The organism is Paenibacillus sp. WC2504, assembly GCF_052682475.1.
Map to the genome: position 1 here is coordinate 3,311,614 of NZ_JBQZFH010000001.1, position 21,516 is coordinate 3,333,129.

27 protein-coding genes are annotated in these 21,516 nt (G+C 47.8%); 22 read left to right on the forward strand and 5 right to left on the reverse strand.

Annotation, left to right across the window (positions count from 1 at the left end):
- The 3 genes from rpe (at nt 1) to spoVM (ending at nt 1,195) form a co-directional block, all read left to right on the forward strand.
- The gene (gene rpe / locus ACUN27_RS14540) at nt 1-651 is read left to right on the forward strand and encodes a ribulose-phosphate 3-epimerase (RefSeq protein ID WP_326062661.1); all 651 of its coding nucleotides are present in this window, start codon (nt 1-3) and stop codon (nt 649-651) included.
- Nucleotides 652-665: 14 nt separating this feature from the next.
- Nucleotides 666-911 (forward strand): hypothetical protein, encoded by a 246-nt coding sequence (locus ACUN27_RS14545; RefSeq protein ID WP_315951236.1) that lies wholly within the window; start codon nt 666-668, stop codon nt 909-911.
- Between the two features lie 203 nt (nt 912-1,114).
- Nucleotides 1,115-1,195 (forward strand): stage V sporulation protein SpoVM, encoded by an 81-nt coding sequence (gene spoVM, locus ACUN27_RS14550; RefSeq protein ID WP_014652194.1) that lies wholly within the window; start codon nt 1,115-1,117, stop codon nt 1,193-1,195.
- Nucleotides 1,196-1,293: 98 nt separating this feature from the next.
- On the opposite strand, the gene rpmB is transcribed toward spoVM, so the two are convergent.
- Entirely contained in the window at nt 1,294-1,482 is a 189-nt protein-coding gene (gene rpmB, locus ACUN27_RS14555; RefSeq protein WP_127452218.1) for a 50S ribosomal protein L28, read from the reverse strand.
- 340 nt (nt 1,483-1,822) lie between these two features.
- On the opposite strand from rpmB, the gene ACUN27_RS14560 reads away from it, so the two are divergent.
- From ACUN27_RS14560 to ACUN27_RS14630, 15 genes are all read left to right on the forward strand, one after another.
- Complete coding sequence (locus ACUN27_RS14560; RefSeq protein ID WP_315951234.1) at nt 1,823-2,182, forward strand: Asp23/Gls24 family envelope stress response protein; 360 nt, start codon at nt 1,823-1,825, stop codon at nt 2,180-2,182.
- Nucleotides 2,183-2,211: 29 nt separating this feature from the next.
- Nucleotides 2,212-3,945, forward strand: a complete 1,734-nt coding sequence (locus tag ACUN27_RS14565) for a DAK2 domain-containing protein (protein WP_315951233.1) — start codon at nt 2,212-2,214, stop codon at nt 3,943-3,945.
- Nucleotides 3,946-3,993: 48 nt separating this feature from the next.
- Entirely contained in the window at nt 3,994-4,851 is an 858-nt protein-coding gene (locus tag ACUN27_RS14570) for a DegV family protein (RefSeq protein WP_326062662.1), read from the forward strand.
- A complete protein-coding gene (gene recG, locus ACUN27_RS14575) occupies nt 4,852-6,900 on the forward strand; it encodes an ATP-dependent DNA helicase RecG (protein WP_326062663.1) in 2,049 nt (682 codons plus the stop codon). It begins immediately after the preceding gene.
- Between the two features lie 236 nt (nt 6,901-7,136).
- Entirely contained in the window at nt 7,137-8,450 is a 1,314-nt protein-coding gene (locus ACUN27_RS14580; protein ID WP_445559075.1) for an alpha-L-fucosidase, read from the forward strand.
- A 118-nt stretch (nt 8,451-8,568) separates the two neighbouring features.
- Entirely contained in the window at nt 8,569-8,805 is a 237-nt protein-coding gene (locus ACUN27_RS14585; protein WP_315951227.1) for a DUF1294 domain-containing protein, read from the forward strand.
- 60 nt (nt 8,806-8,865) lie between these two features.
- Nucleotides 8,866-9,153 carry a stage VI sporulation protein F gene (locus tag ACUN27_RS14590; protein WP_315951225.1) on the forward strand — a complete coding sequence of 96 codons (288 nt, stop codon included), beginning with the start codon at nt 8,866-8,868 and terminating at the stop codon, nt 9,151-9,153.
- 147 nt (nt 9,154-9,300) lie between these two features.
- On the forward strand, nt 9,301-9,672 hold the full coding sequence (locus ACUN27_RS14595; protein WP_127452234.1) for a hypothetical protein: 372 nt from the start codon (nt 9,301-9,303) through the stop codon (nt 9,670-9,672).
- Nucleotides 9,669-10,937, forward strand: coding sequence for a DNA polymerase IV (locus ACUN27_RS14600; protein WP_315951224.1), 1,269 nt, complete (start codon nt 9,669-9,671; stop codon nt 10,935-10,937). The genes ACUN27_RS14595 and ACUN27_RS14600 overlap by 4 nt, the downstream gene beginning before the upstream one ends.
- Nucleotides 10,934-11,431 (forward strand): hypothetical protein, encoded by a 498-nt coding sequence (locus tag ACUN27_RS14605; RefSeq protein WP_315951222.1) that lies wholly within the window; start codon nt 10,934-10,936, stop codon nt 11,429-11,431. The genes ACUN27_RS14600 and ACUN27_RS14605 overlap by 4 nt, the downstream gene beginning before the upstream one ends.
- 184 nt (nt 11,432-11,615) lie before the next feature.
- Entirely contained in the window at nt 11,616-12,296 is a 681-nt protein-coding gene (locus tag ACUN27_RS14610) for an SOS response-associated peptidase (RefSeq protein ID WP_445559076.1), read from the forward strand.
- 27 nt (nt 12,297-12,323) lie between these two features.
- Nucleotides 12,324-13,487, forward strand: coding sequence for a metallophosphoesterase (locus ACUN27_RS14615; RefSeq protein ID WP_445559077.1), 1,164 nt, complete (start codon nt 12,324-12,326; stop codon nt 13,485-13,487).
- A 6-nt stretch (nt 13,488-13,493) separates the two neighbouring features.
- Nucleotides 13,494-14,045: a hypothetical protein gene (locus ACUN27_RS14620; protein WP_315951216.1), complete on the forward strand. Its 552-nt coding sequence runs from the start codon at nt 13,494-13,496 to the stop codon at nt 14,043-14,045.
- Between the two features lie 5 nt (nt 14,046-14,050).
- The gene (locus ACUN27_RS14625) at nt 14,051-15,094 is read left to right on the forward strand and encodes a CobW family GTP-binding protein (protein ID WP_445559078.1); all 1,044 of its coding nucleotides are present in this window, start codon (nt 14,051-14,053) and stop codon (nt 15,092-15,094) included.
- Nucleotides 15,095-15,315: 221 nt separating this feature from the next.
- Entirely contained in the window at nt 15,316-15,777 is a 462-nt protein-coding gene (locus tag ACUN27_RS14630; RefSeq protein ID WP_315951211.1) for a Fur family transcriptional regulator, read from the forward strand.
- Nucleotides 15,778-15,952: 175 nt separating this feature from the next.
- Here ACUN27_RS14630 and ACUN27_RS14635 read toward each other — a convergent pair whose 3' ends face one another.
- Nucleotides 15,953-16,993 (reverse strand): polysaccharide deacetylase family protein, encoded by a 1,041-nt coding sequence (locus ACUN27_RS14635; RefSeq protein WP_315951210.1) that lies wholly within the window; start codon nt 16,991-16,993, stop codon nt 15,953-15,955.
- A 203-nt stretch (nt 16,994-17,196) separates the two neighbouring features.
- On the opposite strand from ACUN27_RS14635, the gene ACUN27_RS14640 reads away from it, so the two are divergent.
- On the forward strand, nt 17,197-18,219 hold the full coding sequence (locus ACUN27_RS14640; RefSeq protein ID WP_445559079.1) for a hypothetical protein: 1,023 nt from the start codon (nt 17,197-17,199) through the stop codon (nt 18,217-18,219).
- 4 nt (nt 18,220-18,223) lie between these two features.
- Here the strand turns inward: ACUN27_RS14640 and ACUN27_RS14645 are convergent, their stop codons facing one another.
- Entirely contained in the window at nt 18,224-18,706 is a 483-nt protein-coding gene (locus tag ACUN27_RS14645; protein WP_315951207.1) for a GNAT family N-acetyltransferase, read from the reverse strand.
- Nucleotides 18,707-18,834: 128 nt separating this feature from the next.
- Between ACUN27_RS14645 and ACUN27_RS14650 the strand changes: the two genes are divergently transcribed.
- Nucleotides 18,835-19,119 carry a hypothetical protein gene (locus ACUN27_RS14650; RefSeq protein WP_445559080.1) on the forward strand — a complete coding sequence of 95 codons (285 nt, stop codon included), beginning with the start codon at nt 18,835-18,837 and terminating at the stop codon, nt 19,117-19,119.
- Nucleotides 19,120-19,184: 65 nt separating this feature from the next.
- Here the strand turns inward: ACUN27_RS14650 and ACUN27_RS14655 are convergent, their stop codons facing one another.
- Entirely contained in the window at nt 19,185-19,355 is a 171-nt protein-coding gene (locus ACUN27_RS14655) for a hypothetical protein (RefSeq protein ID WP_326062673.1), read from the reverse strand.
- Between the two features lie 231 nt (nt 19,356-19,586).
- Between ACUN27_RS14655 and ACUN27_RS14660 the strand changes: the two genes are divergently transcribed.
- Together ACUN27_RS14660 and ACUN27_RS14665 are read left to right on the forward strand one after the other, a co-directional pair.
- Nucleotides 19,587-19,850, forward strand: a complete 264-nt coding sequence (locus ACUN27_RS14660; RefSeq protein WP_127452254.1) for a hypothetical protein — start codon at nt 19,587-19,589, stop codon at nt 19,848-19,850.
- Between the two features lie 124 nt (nt 19,851-19,974).
- Nucleotides 19,975-20,694 (forward strand): metallophosphoesterase family protein, encoded by a 720-nt coding sequence (locus ACUN27_RS14665; protein ID WP_445559081.1) that lies wholly within the window; start codon nt 19,975-19,977, stop codon nt 20,692-20,694.
- Between the two features lie 516 nt (nt 20,695-21,210).
- Here the strand turns inward: ACUN27_RS14665 and ACUN27_RS14670 are convergent.
- Complete coding sequence (locus tag ACUN27_RS14670; protein WP_127452259.1) at nt 21,211-21,420, reverse strand: alpha/beta-type small acid-soluble spore protein; 210 nt, start codon at nt 21,418-21,420, stop codon at nt 21,211-21,213.
- Nucleotides 21,421-21,516: the final 96 nt, after the last annotated feature.

The following is a 21,516-nucleotide window of genomic DNA, read 5'->3' on the forward strand; positions in this document are numbered from 1 at the left end:
ATGGTACACGTAGCACCTTCAATTTTATCAGCAAACTTCGCTAAACTAGGTGAAGAGATTAAAGACGCCGAGCTTGGCGGAGCGGATTGGATCCATGTAGATGTCATGGATGGCCATTTCGTGCCCAATATTACGATTGGACCACTTGTTGTTGAAGCTATACGTCCGGTGACGAAGCTGCCGCTGGATGTACATTTGATGATCGAGCAGCCTGACCGCTATATTCCTGACTTTGTTAAAGCGGGCGCTGACCTCATTTCCGTGCACGTAGAGGCTTGTACGCACCTGCATCGCACGCTTCATCTGATTAAGCAAAGCGGTGTCAAAGCAGGGGTTGTCCTTAACCCTGCAACTCCGATTTCGCTTATTGAACACGTGCTTGATGAGAATCTGGATCTTGTGCTTATTATGACCGTCAATCCTGGCTTTGGCGGACAAGCGTTCATTCCAGGCATGCTTAGCAAAATCCGCGCATTGCGCGATCAAGCAAACGCCAAGGGCCTGAGCGGTCTTCACATTGAGGTGGACGGCGGTATTAACGAAGTCACGGCTCGCCAGGTGGTCGAAGCGGGAGCCGATGTGCTCGTCGCCGGAAATGCTGTATTTGGCCAGTCCGACCGCGCCGATGCAATTAGACGAATTCGGGGGTAGAGGGGAGCGGGACGATGAGATTTCTCTGGCTGTTTCTGTACAGTCTGGTATGCGCCGTGCTTCTTGCGTGTTTTTCTAACATACACGATTTTACGAAGTATATTTTTTCACTCGGTGCCTTGTATCTGGGGATGCGTTTCTTCCGTCGGTTTGAGGGACTCGGATTTCGGATTTGGTTTATCGTGATTGCCGTGATCTTGTATTTCATCTTCAGCTTAATTTATGCCCTATACACGCAGATGGGTATAACTGCACCCTAGCTGCATACATATAGTTACAAGAGCGATGCGCTCTTGTAGCTTTTTTTGCTTTCTGGAAGCGAATAGATCGGAGAAAGTAAAATAGAAGGTACTTTTTCACGACCGGGGCATATACTGTTGTAATGATGTTAGTGCTCACGAAGTCGAAGTCGGTCTTCGGGCATGCGTCCGTTTACTGGCTAAACTCTAAGGAGGGGTAGAGAATGAAGTTCTACACAATCAAGCTACCAAAATTTTTGGGTGGATTCGTGAAAGCTGTGCTTAATACGTTTAGCAAAAACTAAGTTGGCTAACACATACGAAGTCCGAATTCCCCAGAAATGCAAAAAAAGCACCGGAAGGTGCTTTTTGTCTTTTTACATAAAGTATAAGTATCCGAAAATTAAACGCGAGCCACTTTACCGGACTTCAACGCACGAGCACTTACGTAAACCCGTTTCGGTTTGCCATCAACGAGGATGCGAACCTTTTGAACGTTAACTCCCCAAGTACGCTTATTTTTATTGTTAGCGTGGGACACGTGGTTTCCTGATTTAGGACTTTTACCTGTAACGAAACATTTGCGGGACATGTTTGACACCTCCTTCGGCAGTATACAAAGCAGCCTGGGTGGCAAGCCTAAGCTTGACATGACAGCTTTCCTCAAATTTAGACTTTGCTTCTTGCGATTCTTGTAATAACCAGCAAAAACACACTTAAACATAATAGCATAGCAAAAGGAGCAGAGTCAACGAATTACCTTCTTTTTTGCCGTTTATTTATGAAGTATGTTATAGTACAATGAAGATTAGCCCACCTTTCCGAATACATAGTCATTGACGTTTTTGGCGTCAACTTTGCTAAAGCAAAGCTGGAATGGGAATACTTACATAGTTAGTCGCTAATGTGAAACATGAAGGAGTTGTTAGATAATGCCAATTGAACTCACAACCGAGTTTGGAAAAGTGTATATTACCGATGAAGTGATTTCAACTCTGGCGGGATCCGCTGCGTTAGATTGTTATGGACTTGTTGGCATGGCCACCAGAAAGCAATTAAAAGACGGAATAGCAGAACTGCTGGGACGGGACAATTTAAGCCGCGGTGTCGAAGTTCGTCGGGAGAACGGGCGACTCGAGATTGATCTTTATATTATTGTCAGCTATGGAACCAAAATATCCGTAGTTGCCGGCAATGTCCAAACGAAAGTCAAATATATTTTGAACGATGTTGTAGGGCTTCATGTGGACGATGTGAACATTTTTGTTCAAGGCGTTCGTGTAGCCAAATAAAAGCCCGATAACCAGGAAGGGGAATCACTTTGAGTAAGCGCTTTATTTCAATAAATGGAAATGACTTCACTGCCATGGTCTTGGCGGGTGCGGATAACCTTCGCCGAAATGTAGACAAGGTTAATGGTTTGAACGTTTTCCCTGTACCCGATGGAGATACCGGCACCAACATGAATTTAACACTCACCGCTGGTTGTGAGGAACTGAAAAAGAAGCCATCCTCTCATATTGGGAAAGCAGCTGATGCATTGTCCAAAGGGTTACTGATGGGCGCCCGGGGTAACTCCGGGGTTATTTTGTCACAGCTGTTTCGCGGATTCGCGAAGCATGTGCACGATCTTGAGAATGTGAATGCACAGCAATTCGCGGCTGCGTTGCAGCAAGGCGTTGAGACAGCGTATAAGGCTGTCGTGAAGCCGGTAGAAGGCACGATTCTGACAGTGTCCAAAGAAGCGGCCAAACATGCCACGCAGTATAAACGCGGCGGCGATGTGCTCGAACTGATGCAGGAAGTGTTGAGCAAGGCGAACGAAGCCCTCGCTAGAACACCTGAGCAGCTTGCTGTGCTCAAGCAGGTTGGCGTGGTAGATGCAGGAGGCCAAGGGCTTGTCTGCGTGTATGAAGGCTTTGTCACCGCATTAAACGGCGGTTTGCTTCAGGTAGAAGAAGACTACGCGATGATGGATACAAGACTCGATACGGTTTCCGTCGTTCCCGGTTTGAACCTCGCCAAAGAAGTCCACGCACATCTTCCGGCGCAGGCGCATTTGGCTACGGAAGATATTGAATTCGGTTATTGTACGGAATTCATGCTAACGATTGAACCTGGCAAGGTAGCAGGGCATGTTTTCGATGAAGGCAGGTTCCGCGACCAGCTTAGCAAACTAGGAGATTCTTTACTCGTCGTTGCCGATGACGAACTGGTCAAGGTGCATATTCATGCCGAATACCCAGGCGAAGTCATGAACCAGGCGATGAATTACGGCGCTCTGAGCCGTATCAAAATTGAAAATATGCGCGATCAGCATTCACATATATTGGAAGAGATGACCACGGAAGGCTATGAGGCTCCTGTGTCGACTGCTGTAACAGAGGCAGCACCGGGCAAGGCGTATGGATTCGTTGCAGTCGCTTTGGGCGAGGGCATTACGGAGATTTTGTCCAGTGTAGGCGTTGATGTCGTATTGTCCGGCGGACAGACCATGAATCCAAGCACAGAGGATATCGTGAATGCGGTTAACAGCATTGATGCGGAAACGATCTATGTGCTGCCGAATAACTCCAACATTATCCTCGCAGCGCAGCAAGCAGCTGATCTGGTCGACAAAACGTTGATCGTGATTCCATCCAAATCCATTCCCCAAGGTCTTGCAGCCATTCTGGCGTTCCAAGAGAAAGCCGATGCCCAAACGAATACGGAAGCGATGAACGAATCCCTTCGCCGTGTGAAGTCCGGTCAAGTGACGTACGCGGTGCGTGACACGAATATGGACGGCATTGACATCAAGCAGGGGCATTTTATCGGTATTCAAGATGGCCGGATTGTGTCTTCACAGCCAAGTCTGATGGATGCTTGTAAAAAGCTGCTCGAAGAGATGATTGATGAAGGCAGCGAGATCGTGACCATCCTCACCGGAGAAGATGCCGTGAGCGCAGAGACAGAAGAGCTGGAAGCCTTCATTCAGGCGGTTTATCCCGAAATTGAAGTCGAGCTTCACCCTGGCGGGCAGCCATTGTACGCGTACCTGTTCTCTGTAGAGTAAACGATCATCCTCACAGTGGATTAAATTCGGGAAATGGAGTGAGCCCTGTTGACACAGATTCGTATTGTAACGGACAGCACGGCCGACATACCTTTGGCTCTTAGACAAGAGCTTAACATTGAGATGGTGCCGCTTAAGATTCATTTTGGAGATGAACAATTTTTGGATGCGGTGACGCTGCGATCCGAGGAGTTTTATCCTAAGCTGACCTCGTCACCTCATTTTCCTAGAACTTCACAACCGTCTCCTGCGGAGTTTCTAGGCTTATATCAGAGTTTGCTTGAAGAGCCGAATACGGAAATCATTTCCATTCATTTATCTTCTGCACTGAGCGGAACATACCAGTCGGCTTTGCTCGCTTCCACGATGTTGGAGGAGTCTACCGGCAAGGTTCATGTGGTTGATTCCCGCTCCGCATCCTATGGGATCGGCGCCCTTGTTGTCGCTGCAGCGAAAGCCGCTCAAGCCGGGCAAAGTGCAGCTGAAATCATAGAGCTGGTACAAACGATTAGAGAGAACTTTTACATATATTTTCTCGTAGATACACTTGAATTTCTGCAAAAAGGCGGAAGAATCGGCAAAGCGTCGGCATTATTCGGTTCTTTGCTGAATATTAAGCCTATTCTCTCGATAGATGGTGAGGGAGAAGTGGCGGCTATTGATAAGGTTCGGGGGCAAAAGAAAGCGATCGCGCGCATTCTGGAGCTGCTCGCAGCGGATGTGCCGAATCGCCGCATTCCGTCTCTACACATTGCTCATGCGAACAATTTGGAAGGCGCTGAGCTGTTGCGTGAAGTCATTATGCAGCAATTCGAGGTGCAGGATGTGGACTATATTACACTGGGGCCTGTCATTGGCGCACACGCTGGACCCGGTACGATCGCTGCGTTCGTCAGTGCGGTGTAAGTGATGGATTTAAATCAAGTTGTCGTACGCGAAGTCCATGGAGTCGGCGCTCAAAAAGCACTTGAGCTGAACGCCATGGGCATTTTTACGGTTATGGATTTACTGGAGTATGTGCCATTCCGGTATGAGGATTACACTGTGCGCGATATCGCCAGCGTGAAAGACGGCGACCGTGTCACCGTGAAGGGGTATATCATCGGGGAGCCGGTGCTACAGCGCTACAGCGGCAAATCGCGACTCTCCTGCAAGGTGATGGTCGACGACTTTCTCCTGACGGCGGTGTGGTTCAACCGCCACTTTTTGAAAGACCGCTTGCGCCCGCAGCAGGAGATTATCCTGACCGGCAAATGGGATGGCAAGCGGAGGCAAATGAGCGTGTCCGATTCCGAGTTCCCCGGACAAGGCGATTCGAATACCGGCACCATTCAGCCGGTTTATTCGGTTGCAGGCTCGATTACGCAAAAGTGGATGCGTAAAGCGATTCAGCAGGCGCTGACGCAGTACAGCGGCATGGTCAGTGAAGTACTACCGGGGGGAATTACCGGTAGGTACGGGTTTATGCCGCGCAGCAAGGCGCTGGCTGTCATCCACACGCCGAGCGGTGTGGAGGAAGGCAAGCAGGCGCGCAGGCGCATGGTGTATGAGGAGCTGTTCCTGTTCCAGCTCAAGCTGCAGGCTTACCGCGCCGTGACGCGAAGCCGCGCGGACGGGGTGAAGCAGCAGCTCGACCTGCCTGCTGTACGCGCCTTCGTGCGCGCGCTGCCCTTCCAGCTGACGGAGTCGCAGAAGAAGGTCGTGGGCGAGATCCTGCACGATATGCAGGAGCCGTACAGCATGAACCGGCTGCTGCAAGGCGATGTCGGTGCAGGGAAGACGATCGTCGCGGCCATAGGCCTCTACGCGACGGTCAAGGCCGGCTACCAAGGTGCGCTGATGGTGCCGACAGAGATCCTGGCGGAGCAGCATAAGCGCTCGCTGGACCGCTTGTTCGAGCCCTACGGGCTGCAGGTTGCGCTGCTGACAGGCAGCTCGACGGACCGTCAACGGCGGGATCTGCTCGCCTCCTTGCAGATGGGCATGATTAACGTGCTGGTCGGGACGCACGCGCTCATTCAAGAGGACGTCTACTTCCGTCAGCTGGGACTGGTCGTGACGGACGAGCAGCACCGTTTCGGGGTGAACCAGCGCAGCATATTGCGGCGCAAGGGGATGAACCCCGACGTGCTGACGATGACGGCGACGCCGATTCCGCGAACGCTGGCGATTACCGCATTCGGCGACATGGATGTGTCGACGCTGAGGGAGCTGCCCAAAGGGCGTAAGCCGATCAAGACGTATGCCGTCCAGCACGCTATGTTGGAGCGTGTGCTGGGCTTTATCCAGCGTGAGGTGGCGGCCGGCCGGCAGGCGTATGTGATTTGTCCGCTCATCGAAGAGTCGGACAAGCTGGACGTGCAGAATGCCATCGACGTCCATATTCAGCTGCAGCAGCATTTTCCGCATATGCGGATCGGCCTGCTGCACGGGCGTATGAGCGCGCAGGAGAAGGAAGCGATCATGCGTGCATTCAAGGAAGGGACCGTGGAGACGCTGGTGTCGACCACGGTCATCGAGGTTGGCGTGGACGTGCCTAACGCCACGCTGATGGTCATCTACGACGCTGACCGCTTCGGCCTGTCGCAGCTGCATCAGCTGCGCGGGCGGGTTGGACGCGGCGAGCACCAGTCCTTTTGCGTGCTCATCGCCGACCCGAAGACGGAGGTCGGCAAGGAACGCATGAAGGCGATGACCGAAACGTCCGACGGCTTCGAGATTGCCAGGCGCGATCTAGAGCTGCGCGGGCCGGGGGACTTCTTCGGCACGAAGCAGAGCGGGCTGCCGGAGTTCCGCATCGCCGACATGATGGCGGACTTCGAAGTGATGGAGCAGGCACGTGATGACGCTGCTGAGCTCGTCGGCGATTCATCCTTCTGGACAGGCGCTTCCTTCATCCCTCTGAGAGCATACTTGGAGCGTGCCCATATTTTTGATAGTGAAGTGCTGGATTAATCTTTTGGAAGCTTATCTATGAACAAAAAGCTAGGATAGACTGAGGATAATTGTCAGTCATGATCCTAGCTTTTTTTTGCAGGCAGAATGTTAATTATATCCTAACAGAGGTTAGTTTCGTACCTGTCCATTGCCCATCAGTCTTAGTAGAATAAACCTAATGGGCTTAGTGGGCTCACCGCTCGAAAGAGGGCCTTGGGAGCGCCTAGCATTTTAATAGCGAAAGGTGTGTAGAAATGACAAATCCGATTATTCAAGAACGAACAGAGCGCACGCAGTGGTTTTTGCAGGATCGATTCGGTATGTTCATTCACTGGGGGTTGTATGCGATTCCAGCTAGAGGAGAATGGGTTCGCAATGCCGAGCGCATTTCGGTAGAGGACTATCAACCGTATTTTGATGAATTCGACCCTGTTCGCTACGATCCTAAAGCGTGGGCGCGCGCAGCCAAGCAAGCAGGTATGAAATATGCGGTATTGACGGCAAAACATCATGATGGTTTTTGCTTGTTTGATAGCGCTCTCACGGAATATAAATCAACGAACACCAAAGCCGGGCGAGATTTAGTGCGGGAATTTATTGAAGCATTTCGGGCGGAAGGCTTGAAGGTCGGGCTCTATTATTCATTAATCGATTGGTATCATGAGGATTATCCGGCCTATGGAGATCGCCACCATCCGATGCGGGGTAACGAGAGCTATGCCAGAAATCCAGAGACGTTCGACAGATATTTGCAATATATGCACGGGCAAGTCAAAGAGCTGCTCACGAATTATGGCAAGCTGGACATCATGTGGTTCGATTTCTCCTATGATCAGATGAAGGGGGAGACCTGGAAAGCAACAGAACTGATGGCGATGATTCGGTCTCTGCAGCCGCACGTCATTGTAGATAACCGTCTGGACGCAAGCGGCGAGGAAGGCGGGAGCATTTTTACGAACAATCCGCTCAGCTATTCAGGCGACTTTGCTTCACCGGAACAAATCATTCCACCGCAAGGTGTGACGGATTATGAGGGCAACCCTATTCCATGGGAAGCTTGTATTACGCTAAATAATAACTGGGGCTACGCAGCTCAGGATTTCCAATATAAATCCCCGACTACCGTCATTCGGAAGCTGGTAGAGTGCGTCAGCAAAAACGGTAATTTGCTCTTGAATGTCGGTCCTAATGCGCTCGGCGAGATTCCGCAGGAGTCATTGGACATTTTGTCGGAAATTGGCGATTGGATTCAGAAAAATGGGAACAGCATTTACGGCTGCGGGCAAGCCGATTGGCCGAAACCGGAATGGGGCAGGTACACGCAAAAGGGCAATCTGCTGTACGCCCACTTGTTCGAAGAAAGTGTAGGTCCCATCAACTTGAACGGTTTGGCGGGGAAAGTGAAGAAAGCCAGACTGCTGTCGGACGGTTCCGAAGTCTTCTTAAGCCGCCCTTGGAATGCTGCGCAGTATCCGGATGATGCGTTCATTAGTTTCGGTAGACCGGAGCACTCGAGCTACCCGCTGCCGGATAAGAGGGCGACCGTTGTGGAGCTTACGCTGCTGTAACTTTTAAAATTAACATTTGACCACGCCCCCATTCGATTTTAAGATAATAGTAGTTCTATTATTATTTTGGAAGCGAAGGTGCCATCATTTGACTTATTTTCTTGTATATTTACTGCTGATGAATATCGTTACTTTCATAGAGATGGGGCACGACAAGGGGCAGGCCAAAAAAGGCGGGCGCAGAGTCCCGGAGAAGCGGCTGTTTATGTTCGCTGCACTTGGCGGCGGGATTGGCGGTTGGCTCGGCATGCGGGTTTGGCGGCATAAGACGAAGCATACCTCATTCGTTATCGGGATGCCTCTGCTTGTTGCGCTAAATTGTATATGTGTTATTTTGATCGCCATTTATATGTAGTCAAGATTATGTTCGTTTCCTCATATGTATAAAGCATGACGGGACATCGGAGGTACGAACATGAGTTATCAGCTATATGGCATCGATCCTGCGTTGATTGAGCGAGTCAAGTTCAAATTAAGAAACCCGGCGATCAAGGAACGCCTCATCATGCTGCTGCAAAGCGTTACGAAGGCTGATTTGCAAAATCGTATGAAGGTCACGAAGCTCATCGGGATTGCCTCCGGCATTCTCGGCGAGAATCTGACCAACTTCCAAGCGAATCAGATTTTGGAGTTCATTCTTTCTCAAAAAATCGATCCTTCGAACACGTTTCACTTGATCAAACTGTGGTCCATGTTTCGATAAGCTATTCCCAAAATGCCGCCTGCAAGGTCTAAGCGACCTGGTCAGGTGGTATTTTTTTACTTTTCAAAAAAACCACTTGCATAACGAATACGTGTTCGGTATATAATAAGTAACACGAATATATGTTCGCATATGGTGGTGGAAAATATGAGTGTTCATGCAAGAATTGAGACAGAAGAGGATGTTCAAATTATTAAGGAATATACGCTGCTGCCCATTTTGCTCGATATGTTGGCAAGGGATATGGAGGAACTCAAGGTTTATAAGGATAAAATTGTATACAATCATATTCTTTTTTACCTCAGAGAGGTGGAGACAGCCATTTATCCTCAATTACAAAGCATTAAGAGCGTTATGAAGAAAAGAGATATTAAAGTCATTCATACCGAAATGAATGCGTTGGGTATTAATGTCGAGTACAAAGTCCGAGGCTACATCCATCACTTCACGATGCTTCGCAGCTTGGTTAAAGCAGAACTGATGACTACGCTGATGAATATGCGGGGGGGATTGCGGTGAGCAAAGGAAAGGAACGGACGATATTTCTGGCGGATTGCCAGAGCTTCTACGCAAGTGTAGAGAAGGCGGATCATCCGGGGGTTAGGGATAAACCGGTTGCGGTCGCCGGTGACCCTGCTTTGCGTTCGGGCATCATTCTGGCTGCTTGTCCCATCGCCAAATCATTTGGCGTTTCCACGGCCGAGCGGCTGGGGGAGGCGCTTAAGAAATGTCCGGAGCTGGTCGTTATGCGTCCGCGCATGCAGCATTATATTGATGTTTCACTAATGATTACTAAAATATACGAAGAATTTACCGATCTTGTTGAGGTTTTCAGTATTGATGAGCAGTTTCTAGACATTACGGCAAGTTTGCCTGTTTTCGGAGACCCGGATACGATTGCGATGGCCATTCAGCGGAAGGTGCTGCAGCAAACGGGCGTGAAGGTCCGTATAGGGATTAGCTCGAATAAAATTCTGGCGAAGATCGCGACAGATATTTGGGCCAAAAAGAATGAGACCGGCATCTTCACGCTGCGCCCGCCCGCCGTTGAGGAGTACTTATGGGCGCAGCCAGTAAGTAAAATGTTTGGTGTCGGTTCAAGGATGACCGCGCATTTTGCCAGACTGGGCATGTATACGATCGGCGATGTGGCGAGAACGCCGCTGCCGCTGCTCAAGGACAAATTCCGCGCACGGTTTGGCAAGCAATCCGACATTCATGCGGAAGTCATGTGGCGAACAGCGAATGGTTTGGATGATAGTCCGGTTACGCCCGGTACGTTCGATACGCCTCCGAAGTCTATAGGCCATATGATGACTCTCCCCAGGGACTACGCGGAATCTGCTGAGGTAGATACGATTCTGCTTGAGCTTACTGAAGAGGTGTGCCGTGATTGCCGGCGCAAGGGATATATGGCGTCCATTGTGACCGTTAGCTGCATGTGCAGCCCATTTGACGCTCCGACAGGCTTTTCACGTCAAATGAAGATGCCTGACCCGACGAATCATACTAGAACAGTTTTTCAAGCCGTTAAGAAGCTGTTCTACAAGTTTTGGGACACGATGCCCGTCCGCCGTGCCGGTGTGATGTTAAGCCAATTCGTTGACGATGATACGTATCAGCTTACGCTTTTTGAAGATCAGATTAAGGCGAGGGCACTTGAGAAAGTAACAGATAGCCTCAAGGACCGATTCGGCAACGCAGCGATTGTGCGGGCTTCCTCGCTCACGACAGCCGGTCAAGCACAGAACAGAGCGCTCAAAATCGGGGGGCACTATAAATGAGTAAGAAACTGGAAAAGAACGGTTTGTGGGAGTCCAGCAGGATGATGCTGCCTCAGCACCGGGAAGCGCTGCAACATTTGCGCAGCGACAAGGCTGCTCCGGCGAATCGTCCTACAGCGGAGGACATTGGCATTATGCGGGACTACGTGCTGCTGCCCTTGATGCACGGGATGATCAAAAGAAAGGCTGTTGAGATTGAAAGATCCGCTGAAACGCTTAGGCAGCTCTATTCACGCGCTGCCCACGCGCTGGCGGCGCAAATTCTAGCCGATATAAGTGAAACCAAATCGAAAATGATGCATAGAAGCATTCAAATGTTCGAAGAAGAGAAAAATGATCGAGCCATTCATTACCGCTATGTTTGCCGCGGGCACGAAGACGCGCTGATTATTGCGAAAGACTACATGCGGGCTGAAATGAGCGTGCGAACAGCCAGATACATTGATCACTTCGTCGCAAGCATGTACAAAAAAGGTGACGAACACAAAACGTAGTCCATGACGTACACAAAGAAGATATGACGCAACCGCCAGCCCGATGGAGAACCCTCCTCGGGCTGCGCGAATTGACGTGAGTATTTCTTTTTCACATAATGGAGAAGAGAGATTGTGACGTTAGACAGGAAAGTAGGAAGCGAAGACTCTCGCTAGGAAATATGAAGGCAAAGGATGTGCGGCCATGTGCGGACGCTATACCATAACCGTAACGTTGGAGGAGCTGATGCTGCGGTATGATATTTATTACAAATATCCGGCGAGGTACAGCCCCAAATACAATGTGGCACCCGGACAGCAAGTCATGGCGATCGTTCACGACGGTGAGAAAAATAAGCTCGGCGAGCTGCGCTGGGGACTCGTTCCACAATGGGCGAAGGACGAGAAGCTAGGTTATTCGATGCTGAATGCAAGGTCGGAGACACTTGCGGACAAGCCTGCGTTTCGCAAGCCCTTTGAGCGCAAACGCTGCTTAATTCCGGCAGATTCCTTCTACGACTGGAAGGGGACGGGAAAGCAGAAGCAGCCTATGCGAATCATGCTGCGCAACAAAGAGATCTTTAGTATGGCAGGGCTATATGATACATGGACGTCTCCAGACGGCACTCGCATATCCACCTGCACGGTCATTACTACGGAAGCGAACGAATTGATGATGGATATTCATGAGCGTATGCCGGTCATTTTACCGCGGGAGGCAGAAGCGACTTGGCTGGACCGCAGCATAACGAACACGGATGCGCTGCGCCCGCTGCTGAAGCCATACCCGTCTGACGAGATGTATGCGTACCCCGTGTCCAGCCGGGTGGGCAATGTGCGCAATGATGATGAGTTATGCATAGAACCGATAAGCCTGCTGCTGTAGGCGGATGGAGAGAATGGGAGAGGTAAAATGAAAATACGCACGGTTCTAAGTATCACCCTTGTATTTGCCATTATTTTCGGGTTGAACGGTTACATCGGCTGGCACGGTCAGGTCTTTCTATCCAACCAATTGGGTTCTTGGTTTCATCCCGGCCTATATTGGGTTGTCTTCTGGATCGTTGCCTTGTCGTATCTATTAGCATGGGCTGGTTCCAAAGTTCTGCCTGCTGGGATGAAGATGATATTAAAAATTGTCGGTTCTTACTGGTTTGCCATGATGCAGTTCGGTTTCCTGCTGCTGCCGTTGACGGACTTGGTTGCGGGAGTGCTTCATCTGACATCCGTCCCTGCTGCTACTTATACCCCTATCCTTGGATTGATAGATCTTGGGATTCTTATTCTGCTTATGGCGCGTGGTTCCTACAATGCACGTAGTCCAATTCTAAGGAAGTACGAGATTACGATTCCCAAAAAAGCAGGCGACTGGGAGCAGTTACGCATCGCTGTGGCTTCGGATATCCATTTGGGCTCCATTGTGGGCAATCGTCATTTGCGAAAGCTGGTGAAGCATGTCAATGGCTTAAAGCCGGATTTGATCCTTTTGCCAGGGGACGTTATTGATGATGATATTAGACCGTTTATCCGCTATGATATGGGTACGACGATGCGGGAACTGCAAGCTCCTCTTGGGATTTATGCCGTACTAGGCAATCATGAATACATTGGGGGGCATATTCCTGCCTTCATCGAACAGATGGACAAAATCGGTATTCGTGTACTCATGGACGAAACTGTTCATATCCAAGATCGGTTGTATCTCGTGGGCCGAAAAGACAAGGCGGCCGAACGAACGGCCGAGGGGCGAAAAGCACTTGCGTCCTTGCTAGACGGTTCTGACCTAGGCCAGCCTATTATTGTTATGGACCATCAGCCCTATCACCTGGATAAAGCGGAAGCTGCGGGCGCTGATGTCATGCTTTCAGGGCACACGCACAGGGGACAGATTAGTCCGAATTACCTCATCACAAGAAGGCTTTTTGAGCTGGATTGGGGGTACTTGAAGAAGGGGAATCTGCATGCCATCGTTTCCTCAGGCTTTGGTACGTGGGGGCCGCCGGTTCGTCTAGGGAGCCGTTCCGAAATTATTGAATTAGTCATCCATTTTAAAAGCAACGAGAGAAAAGAGGAATAGTCTACCATGCAAGATGCAGAAAAAAAACAAATCACACCCGCTGAACTAGCTGCAGCTATGCTGCAGTTTACGATGAAAAGCATCGAAAATAGCTGGGATACGATCAAGCCGGCAGTTGCTGCTTATTTGCAAGATCCGGTTTTAACACAAGATAAAGAAGATGAACTCATAAAAGAGATTTACATAGCCGCTTTGGCGCTAGAAATTTATTGCATTCCTCATGCCTTCGATGCAGAAATTGCTCGCTTGGTCAGTTCGGGAATGAAAGAAATGATGGCTTCAAGCAACTTGTCCGAGCATCGTTTATCTGAATCGATTAGTCAGTACTATTTGCCTCGCTTGTCAACCGTCGAACTATCCTCAACAGCGGATTTGGCTTTGGCGCTCGCTCAAGAGGCGGCAAGTATTTTATATGACCGCTTAGAGCTTCCACTAAAGCCGGTTGACCCGACGAACAGCTTGTTGTGGGTTAAGCTGTTTCCGTTTCTTGTCCAGCATGTAGGGAAATGGCCCATCTTATCTACAAACTTTGAAGTCATTCAAGAGCGGAGGCAGTAAAGGCGATGGCACAGAAAAGAGTTACGGTTTATATCTTATCCGGCTTCCTTGGGAGCGGGAAAACGACGTTATTGACGAAAACAATTGATCATTTTACCGAAGCGGGGCGAAAGCCGGCAGTCATTATGAATGAGATCGGTGAAGTGAACTTGGATGGGCAGCTGGTAGCAAATGAAGTGCCGATGTCCGAGCTGCTGGGCGGCTGTATCTGCTGCTCAAGCCGTGGCGATCTGGCAACAGCTCTTCATGAGCTAGTAACTGGCGAACAGCCTGACTTGATTTTCATAGAATCCACAGGAATCGCGAATCCCATGGAAATCATTGATGAAGTAACTGACGCTTCGCTTATCATTCCAGTGGAGCTCAAAGCCGTCATCACCGTTGTAGATGCTCCGCAATTGCTGGAGCTTAACCGGACAAGCAGGGGCAAAACATATCGCCTTATGAAGGAACAAATCCGATGCGCGAACTTGCTTCTTTTGAATAAGACAGATCTGCTCACGGGCACGGCGCTCGAGGAAGTGGATACCCTTGTGCGGGAATGGAATCCATATGCCTCCATACATTTTACAGTCTTTAGTCAAATTGATATGAGACTCGTTGAAATGCTCGAAGAAGAGGGATACGCTGCAGCTCATTTGACGGCCGAGCCTGCTTCACATGATCATGAGTCAGACAGTCGCTCGTCACAAGAAGAGCATGAACATGCTCAAGAGCACGAGCACGGGAGCCACCATCATCATTCTCATAGCCATGTGATGGCATATACGCACTTTTTTGAACGCGCAGTAGATAGTAATGCTTTTGAAGAGTTTGTCAGTAAGCTTCCACAAGAGGTGTATCGTGCTAAAGGAATTCTGAGCTTCTCTGATACATCAAGCCGTTTCTTATTTCAGTATGCGTACAGGGAAATGGATTTCGTTAAAATTACGCCAAAAGGTGAAGTGCCCGATGTTGCGGTATTTATTGGAGAAAATTTCTCCAGAGATGCCGTTCGGGATGCCTTGCTGAAGCTGGAATCCATGTCTGATAATGAAGCCGAATCTTAAGTGCAGTTTGTAAAAAGAATCGAAAAGAATCCCGGCACGTAAAGCTGTGGGTTCTTTTTATTGTCTGTAAATACGCTATTAATAATAAATATTACTATTATGTGTTATAATGAGTGGGAGGCAAATTGGACTAGATTGTCGAAACATGGATGGTCAGCTACTTGACGTAGGATGCCAATTTGCTGCACTATGTTAGTAGAACAATTCTTGACAGAGGGGTAATGCAAGTGGGCACTCATACACATACGATTGACGAGATGCTGAAGGCCATGGCTCAGCAGGGCTGGAGAATTACAGAGCAGCGCAGGAGTTTGGCAACATTATTTGCGGAATCTGGAAGTTATTTATCGCCGAAAGACGTTTATGAATACATGAAAATCAAATATCCTGGTGTCAGTTTCGATACCGTGTATCGTAATCTTCGATTGTTGAGTGAGATGGGCGTGTTGGAACAGTTTCATTTGGCTGATGGGTTGAAATTTAAAGCGAGCTGCTTATCCCACCATCATCATCATATGATCTGTGTGGGCTGTGAGAAGACGGTGACGTTCGAATTTTGCCCGATGAAGCTAGTTCAGGATTTGCCGGAGAGCTTTGAAATTCAAAGTCATCGGTTTGAGATATTTGGCTATTGCTCAGAATGCAAGTCGTCGGCAGCCGCTGCTGCACCAATAGAACATTAAAAAAGTCATGGAACTCTTCGTTCCATGACTTTTTTTGGGCGGAAAGAACAGTCGAGAGCGCACCTTAAGGTGCGTTTGTTCGTAGATAAGAAATATAAGTTTTTAACTTTTGCTTCGCTCTACCTTGACAAACGCGCTCGTCCTGAATGGACGACGAAGTCGTTTATCCTTGGGTTTATTTGTTTTTGGTCACGTGAAGCAGTTCAGGTACAGTGACAAAGGTATAGCCGGCTGCTTTGAGTTTCGTGATTAACGGTCCGATGGCCTGGACAGTCCCCGATAAATCCTGAGTATCAGCTCCACCGGAGTGCTGCAGAATGATGGAACCAGGTTTCGTTTGCTGCATAATATTGTTCAGCACCTGCTCCGAGTTCAGCGATTTCCAATCTAGGGAATCGACATTCCAATTCACGATCAAATAATGGTGGTCAGCGACCCATCTGACCTGCTCTTCATTAATTGCTCCGTAGGGTGGACGGATAAGCCTAGGCGCATAGCCAATTAAGCCTTGCAGGACATTTTCCGTGTTCATAATCTGGTTTTGGAATTTGTCCACCGATAATTTCGGTAGATTCGCGTGGCTGTATGAGTGATTGCCAATGACGTGGCCCTCACGAACAATTCGTCTAACGATATCAGGGTGGCTACTAGCCTGTGAGCCGAGCACGAAAAAGGTTGCTTTTACCTGGTTGGCCTTAAGAGCATCAAGCACCTTGGGTGTAAACCGCGTGTCAGGTCCATCATCGAAGGTTAGCGCGACCTTCTTCTCCTGGCTGGAACCGCGCAGCTTGAAAGTGTCCGGATATTTGACTACGAGTTGCGAAAGCGTAAGTTTTTTCTGTGAAATTCGAACTTGACCTGAATTTTTTTGAACGGGAACGGATGGCTTCTTAGAACTGGACCCTTCCGTATGGGCGGCTTTCTTCGGGTTTGTTCTAGGCGACGGGCTAGGTGTAACAGCCGTTGGTGCAGATTTAGGTGATACGGTAGCCTGAGGTGTTGTCGTCGGCGTTAATGTTTCTATGTTCTTTGGGCTCGGCAAAGGTTCAAAATCAAAAACGCTGTCATCGAGACTGGATTTTATTGTTGCTTCTTGCTCATTGACATGTGCATTTTGCGTTGAGCGCTGATCATGATATGGCTTGCTTTTAGGCACACCGCACCCAGCAGCTAGCAGGAAAACGATGGCAGCGGAGCACACCAACTTTGTGGTCATGGCAATCCCTCCGAGCATTATGATATGCTCTAGCTTTTGTAATGAAGGGACAGCCTATCCTGTGAAATAAAGGAATAACATGTATTGGAAGCCATGGACATGAACTATTTCCAGTCATAGAGCGTCATTACATATACTTAAACCGGAAACGTGAAAGGAGCGAGGAGAAGGACATGATAACCCTGATGAACAACAAAAAACTAATGATATTGATCGTTTTTGTGCTGTGCGCAGGCTGTTTTCATGAACAAACCTCGACTCTGCCAACAAGTACACAAACGAGCAAACCAGACAAGCAAAATAGCGGACTATCTGTCATTTCGGGCGAAAATATACAAGTACATAATGAAAATATTCATAAGCCAAATGTCCCTACCAAAGCCATTACCTTTGTGAATGAGCTGCAAGGTTATGGTATTACGTCTGGAAAAGGAAAAGCTTCGCTCATGCAAACTGATGATGGTGGGGCGACTTGGAAGCCTCAGAGAGGGATAGACGCCTTGGTGGCGCCAAGCACGCTTTCTTTTCTTGATTCTCAAACGGGCTGGTTGCTGACAAATGAATCGAAAGACCAAAAATCGCAACTAAGCTTAACCGCGGACGGAGGTCAAACATGGGAAGTGATTGCCCAGGACTTGCCTGTGCTTGAGGGAGGAAAGGAAATTACGTTCTTTCGGTTCTTCGATCGACAAAATGGATTGATTGCCGTTCGCAACGGCAAGGACCTGGTATTGCTTCGTACGCAAGATGGGGGCATTACTTGGTTAGCCTCAAATCGTATTCCTATGCCAAGCGAAGGCGTGGTTACATTCCTTTCATCCCTAGAGGGCTGGTTTATTGGTTCGAGTTCATTCCCAAGTCCAAGTGAAAAAAACAAGCCGGCTGTAACGTTTTACCACATGACGGACGGGGAATCATGGGAGGAAGCAGGTAAAATATCGATGTCTCTCGTACCGAGAGCACTGTCCTTTGTAGATGCAGATCATGGTTTCGTACTGCTGCAATCGAATCAGCAGAATCGTGCTCAAGAGGAAGAGCGACAGCTGCTTCGGACCGGCGACGGCGGGAAAACATGGAGTCAACACACGTTTCCCGCCGCGTTCCAGCCGCTTGATCCGAATTTACAAGTGAGTTTCGTTACAACAAGCAGCGGCTGGCTCTGGGATGCCCGGCATTTGTGGAAAACGAAAGATGGAGGTTTGAATTGGCAGCTGTTAACGCCTTAGAATGTCAAATGATTTTCTGATAGGTTACGATATCAAGGAACTTGCCCCATTTGAAGCCAACCTCGCGGAAGTGAGCGCACTGCGTGTAGCCATTTTTCGAAAACATATGAATACTAGGTTTGTTATCTGCACAGATCGTAGAGATTAAGGAATGAAAATCTTGTTCTTTCGCGAACGTCTCTATAAATTGGATGGCGGCGGAACCGATTCCTTTGCCTACGCACCCCGGTTGTAAATAGATCGTCACTTCTCCTGTAGTGGCATAAGCTTGCTTTTTCTTGTGAGGCATTACTTGCACATAGCCTTGGAGTTCTCCATCCAAAGTGATCACAAAAGTTTGAAAACGCGAGTTCGGATGAATAACACTCTCTGTAAATTCGGTGATTGTAACAGGTTCCGTATGAAAAGAGGCGGTGGAATTCATGACGAAATGGTTGTAAATGTCCATTAGAGCGGGAATATCCGACGCTTCTATTGTTTTAAACATAATTGTAGACATATAAGACTCCTTCTCTTCTTTTTCAAATAGACATCTAGCATCATTCCATGTATCTTAGATATAATATCTTACTATTAAAAGAAGATAAAGTTGAACATCGAAATAGGGGGAGTCACATGTCGGGCAATTCGGGTTACATTCTCGTGATTGTTGTTGGAATCATTGTACTTGCAGGTCTTACCTTCATGAATCTTCGCAAAATTAGCAAATCCACCGCGGACTTGACCCAACTCAAAAAAAGAACGCTTCTCTGGAGCGAAATCTCACTGGCGTTATTTGTTCTGCAGTTGTTCTTCCGTGATCGGCAGGGCGGATTCTTGCTTTTCTTTGGGATTCTGACGCTATTTACAGGGGCTCATTACCTTGGTGTACTGTACTATTCGAAAAATAGGGGTAAATAACAAACGGAGAGAGGCTTTCCTAAGTAGTCAGGCTACTTGGAGGAAAGTCTCTTTTTTATGGGGTACTACTCGTTCCAGCTTGATGGTTGTGTTTTTGTAGGCATTCTCAGCTTCTGGTACCATTTTTTCTTTTTCTTTTGTTCTAGTAACGTTTTTAACTGAAGCATAACAAGCTTCGCTCTGTCCTCGTCGGCATACTTGTCTCGTAGATGTTCAAAAATTGTTGGATCTTGCATTGGATCGGATACCTTCTTTTCTGACTGTAAGATAAATGCGAAAAAAGGAGAATATATGTTCTTGTTTGACTATTATAGCATATGAGTTTTCGAGATGCTAGTCAACTTTTGCTTCATGAGAATCTTCTCATGGGGCTGTTTTTGTTTCCCTTTTTTTAGGTAAGCGCTTAGATCCAATTCTCTGAACCCCGCATTTAATGTAGAGTACCTAACCATAAAGAGGTGAAGACTATGGCTCGAGTAAAAGCAGTTCGTAACACTGATTTCGTTCTGATAACTTGGGTAAGAAATCCGCTTCGTCCAGGTTCTGCACGCAGAATTACCGCCTCTCGTGTGATCGGCAACGCTTCACCTTGTACGTTTACATTAGCTCCCGGTAGACTATTGAATAACGCGTTTGCCTGTTTGTTGGATGCAGATATCGGTTTTAAAGTGGTATATCAGAAAAATACATCAAGCATTAGCGGTGTAGTGTTGCTGCGGCGTAATCGTTAAGGATAAGCTGATTTAAAACCACCGCGAGGTGGTTTTTTTGCTGATCAAAACGGCTGTACCTCGTGGACACGCAAAGTAAGTAATGGTAAAATTTATCCATTATTGTTATGGGGGTCAAGTTCGGATGAAAATAGCTTTTATTTCAGATATACATGGAAACGCAATTGCTCTTGAAGCGGTTTTAAACGATATTAAGCAAAATAAAGTGGATAAAATTTATGTGCTAGGCGATCTTTGTTACCGTGGACCGGAACCCAGACGATCTCTGGATTTAATTCGTTCTTTGAATACGGAAGTGATTAAAGGCAATGCAGACGAGTGGGTAGTCCGCGGCGTTCGCGAAGGGGAAGTTCCGCAAAAAGTGATTGACCTCATGAACATCGAACGTGATTGGACCTATTCCAAACTTGAACCGTCTGATCTGGCCTATTTAGAAACACTCCCGACAGAAATTAATTGTGAGGTAAGTGGAACTCGAATAAACGCCTTCCATGCAACACCGGGTAGTTTATTTGAAATCGTGCTTCCGAACGAGGACGACGCTGGGTTACAGAACCGTTTGATGAGTTCACAAGACGCGCAGATCTATGTGTACGCGCACATCCACAAAGCTTACATAAGACACTTGAATGGTAAAATACTTATGAATGTTGGAAGCGTAGGCCTTCCGTTTGATGGCATTACTAAAGCTTCTTATGGTCTGATTGAAATTGAAGAAGGTAAAATAAAAACATCCATACAGCGTGTTGATTTTGACGCGGAGAGAGTAATTCAACTTTACAGGGATGTGGACTATCCGAATGCAGAAATGATGTCGGGGATAGTTCGGAATGCTAGAGTTTGAGTCGCTCAAGGAACTGAATTCAAAAAGCCCAGGAAAATCCCTGGGCTTCTATTAACTATTTCTTCTTTTTTCTGCTACCATGATTGGGTTTGTTATCTTTTTGATCTTTCAAATGATTTTCTTGTTGCTGGTTATTTGTCGACATGAGAGTAGCCACCTTTAGAGTAATTTTGAAACATTACTATTGTGTGCATTGGAAGAGGGGCTAATCCCTTGGGGTGAAAATTTACCAACTCAATTTCCATCTAAACTTGCACGGCACGTCTCAGGTGTTGTTTCTGCTTTGATCCGGTCATTCATACTTGTACCTTCATCAGTTGTATGTAAACCATCCGCTGCAGTACTCTGACTAAGATCATTAGTTGTGTCTGTTGATTCGTGCTCACTCTTTTGCGTCATTCTGTATCCTCTCCAATTCACTGTTAGTTGGTATCAAAATAAAAAGACTTCATCACACCTGGAGGAGGCTAGGTGGCTAGAAGTCTTTTTTTGCAAGCTTACTTTTCCATCAAAAACTTAACGTTGAAAACCTTGGAGCTGCTGCTCAGCCATTTGTACTAATCTTTTAGTAATGCTGCCACCAATAGAGCCTGCATCGCGCGTCGCGAGATTTCCATTGTAACCATCTGGTTGTAAAGGTATTCCCAATTGTTGAGCTACTTCAAATTTCATTTGATTTAAAGCTGCTTTTGCTTGAGGAACCACTAATGTGCTGTTGTTTGCCATGGAAAAAATCACTCCTTTTCTTGGTGTACTCATATCATTTGGAGTGGAAGGAATTCTTATGCATTCAAAATCAAAATTATTTTCGTCTGATATTAC

Bases quoted from the DNA above. Each gene is read 5' to 3' on its own strand.
- ACUN27_RS14665 (WP_445559081.1), top strand. From the start codon at position 19,975: ATGAAAATAGCTTTTATTTCAGATATACATGGAAACGCAATTGCTCTT.
- ACUN27_RS14620 (WP_315951216.1), top strand. From the start codon at position 13,494: ATGCAAGATGCAGAAAAAAAACAAATCACACCCGCTGAACTAGCTGCA.
- ACUN27_RS14625 (WP_445559078.1), top strand. From the start codon at position 14,051: ATGGCACAGAAAAGAGTTACGGTTTATATCTTATCCGGCTTCCTTGGG.
- ACUN27_RS14585 (WP_315951227.1), top strand. From the start codon at position 8,569: ATGAATATCGTTACTTTCATAGAGATGGGGCACGACAAGGGGCAGGCC.
- ACUN27_RS14640 (WP_445559079.1), top strand. From the start codon at position 17,197: ATGATATTGATCGTTTTTGTGCTGTGCGCAGGCTGTTTTCATGAACAA.
- ACUN27_RS14580 (WP_445559075.1), top strand. From the start codon at position 7,137: ATGACAAATCCGATTATTCAAGAACGAACAGAGCGCACGCAGTGGTTT.
- ACUN27_RS14650 (WP_445559080.1), top strand. From the start codon at position 18,835: ATGTCGGGCAATTCGGGTTACATTCTCGTGATTGTTGTTGGAATCATT.
- rpe (WP_326062661.1), top strand. From the start codon at position 1: ATGGTACACGTAGCACCTTCAATTTTATCAGCAAACTTCGCTAAACTA.
- ACUN27_RS14595 (WP_127452234.1), top strand. From the start codon at position 9,301: ATGAGTGTTCATGCAAGAATTGAGACAGAAGAGGATGTTCAAATTATT.
- ACUN27_RS14610 (WP_445559076.1), top strand. From the start codon at position 11,616: ATGTGCGGACGCTATACCATAACCGTAACGTTGGAGGAGCTGATGCTG.
- ACUN27_RS14645 (WP_315951207.1), bottom strand. From the start codon at position 18,706: ATGTTTAAAACAATAGAAGCGTCGGATATTCCCGCTCTAATGGACATT.
- ACUN27_RS14635 (WP_315951210.1), bottom strand. From the start codon at position 16,993: ATGACCACAAAGTTGGTGTGCTCCGCTGCCATCGTTTTCCTGCTAGCT.
- ACUN27_RS14660 (WP_127452254.1), top strand. From the start codon at position 19,587: ATGGCTCGAGTAAAAGCAGTTCGTAACACTGATTTCGTTCTGATAACT.
- rpmB (WP_127452218.1), bottom strand. From the start codon at position 1,482: ATGTCCCGCAAATGTTTCGTTACAGGTAAAAGTCCTAAATCAGGAAAC.
- ACUN27_RS14630 (WP_315951211.1), top strand. From the start codon at position 15,316: ATGCAAGTGGGCACTCATACACATACGATTGACGAGATGCTGAAGGCC.
- ACUN27_RS14615 (WP_445559077.1), top strand. From the start codon at position 12,324: ATGAAAATACGCACGGTTCTAAGTATCACCCTTGTATTTGCCATTATT.
- ACUN27_RS14605 (WP_315951222.1), top strand. From the start codon at position 10,934: ATGAGTAAGAAACTGGAAAAGAACGGTTTGTGGGAGTCCAGCAGGATG.
- ACUN27_RS14590 (WP_315951225.1), top strand. From the start codon at position 8,866: ATGAGTTATCAGCTATATGGCATCGATCCTGCGTTGATTGAGCGAGTC.
- ACUN27_RS14560 (WP_315951234.1), top strand. From the start codon at position 1,823: ATGCCAATTGAACTCACAACCGAGTTTGGAAAAGTGTATATTACCGAT.
- ACUN27_RS14670 (WP_127452259.1), bottom strand. From the start codon at position 21,420: ATGGCAAACAACAGCACATTAGTGGTTCCTCAAGCAAAAGCAGCTTTA.
- spoVM (WP_014652194.1), top strand. From the start codon at position 1,115: ATGAAGTTCTACACAATCAAGCTACCAAAATTTTTGGGTGGATTCGTG.
- ACUN27_RS14545 (WP_315951236.1), top strand. From the start codon at position 666: ATGAGATTTCTCTGGCTGTTTCTGTACAGTCTGGTATGCGCCGTGCTT.
- ACUN27_RS14655 (WP_326062673.1), bottom strand. From the start codon at position 19,355: ATGCAAGATCCAACAATTTTTGAACATCTACGAGACAAGTATGCCGAC.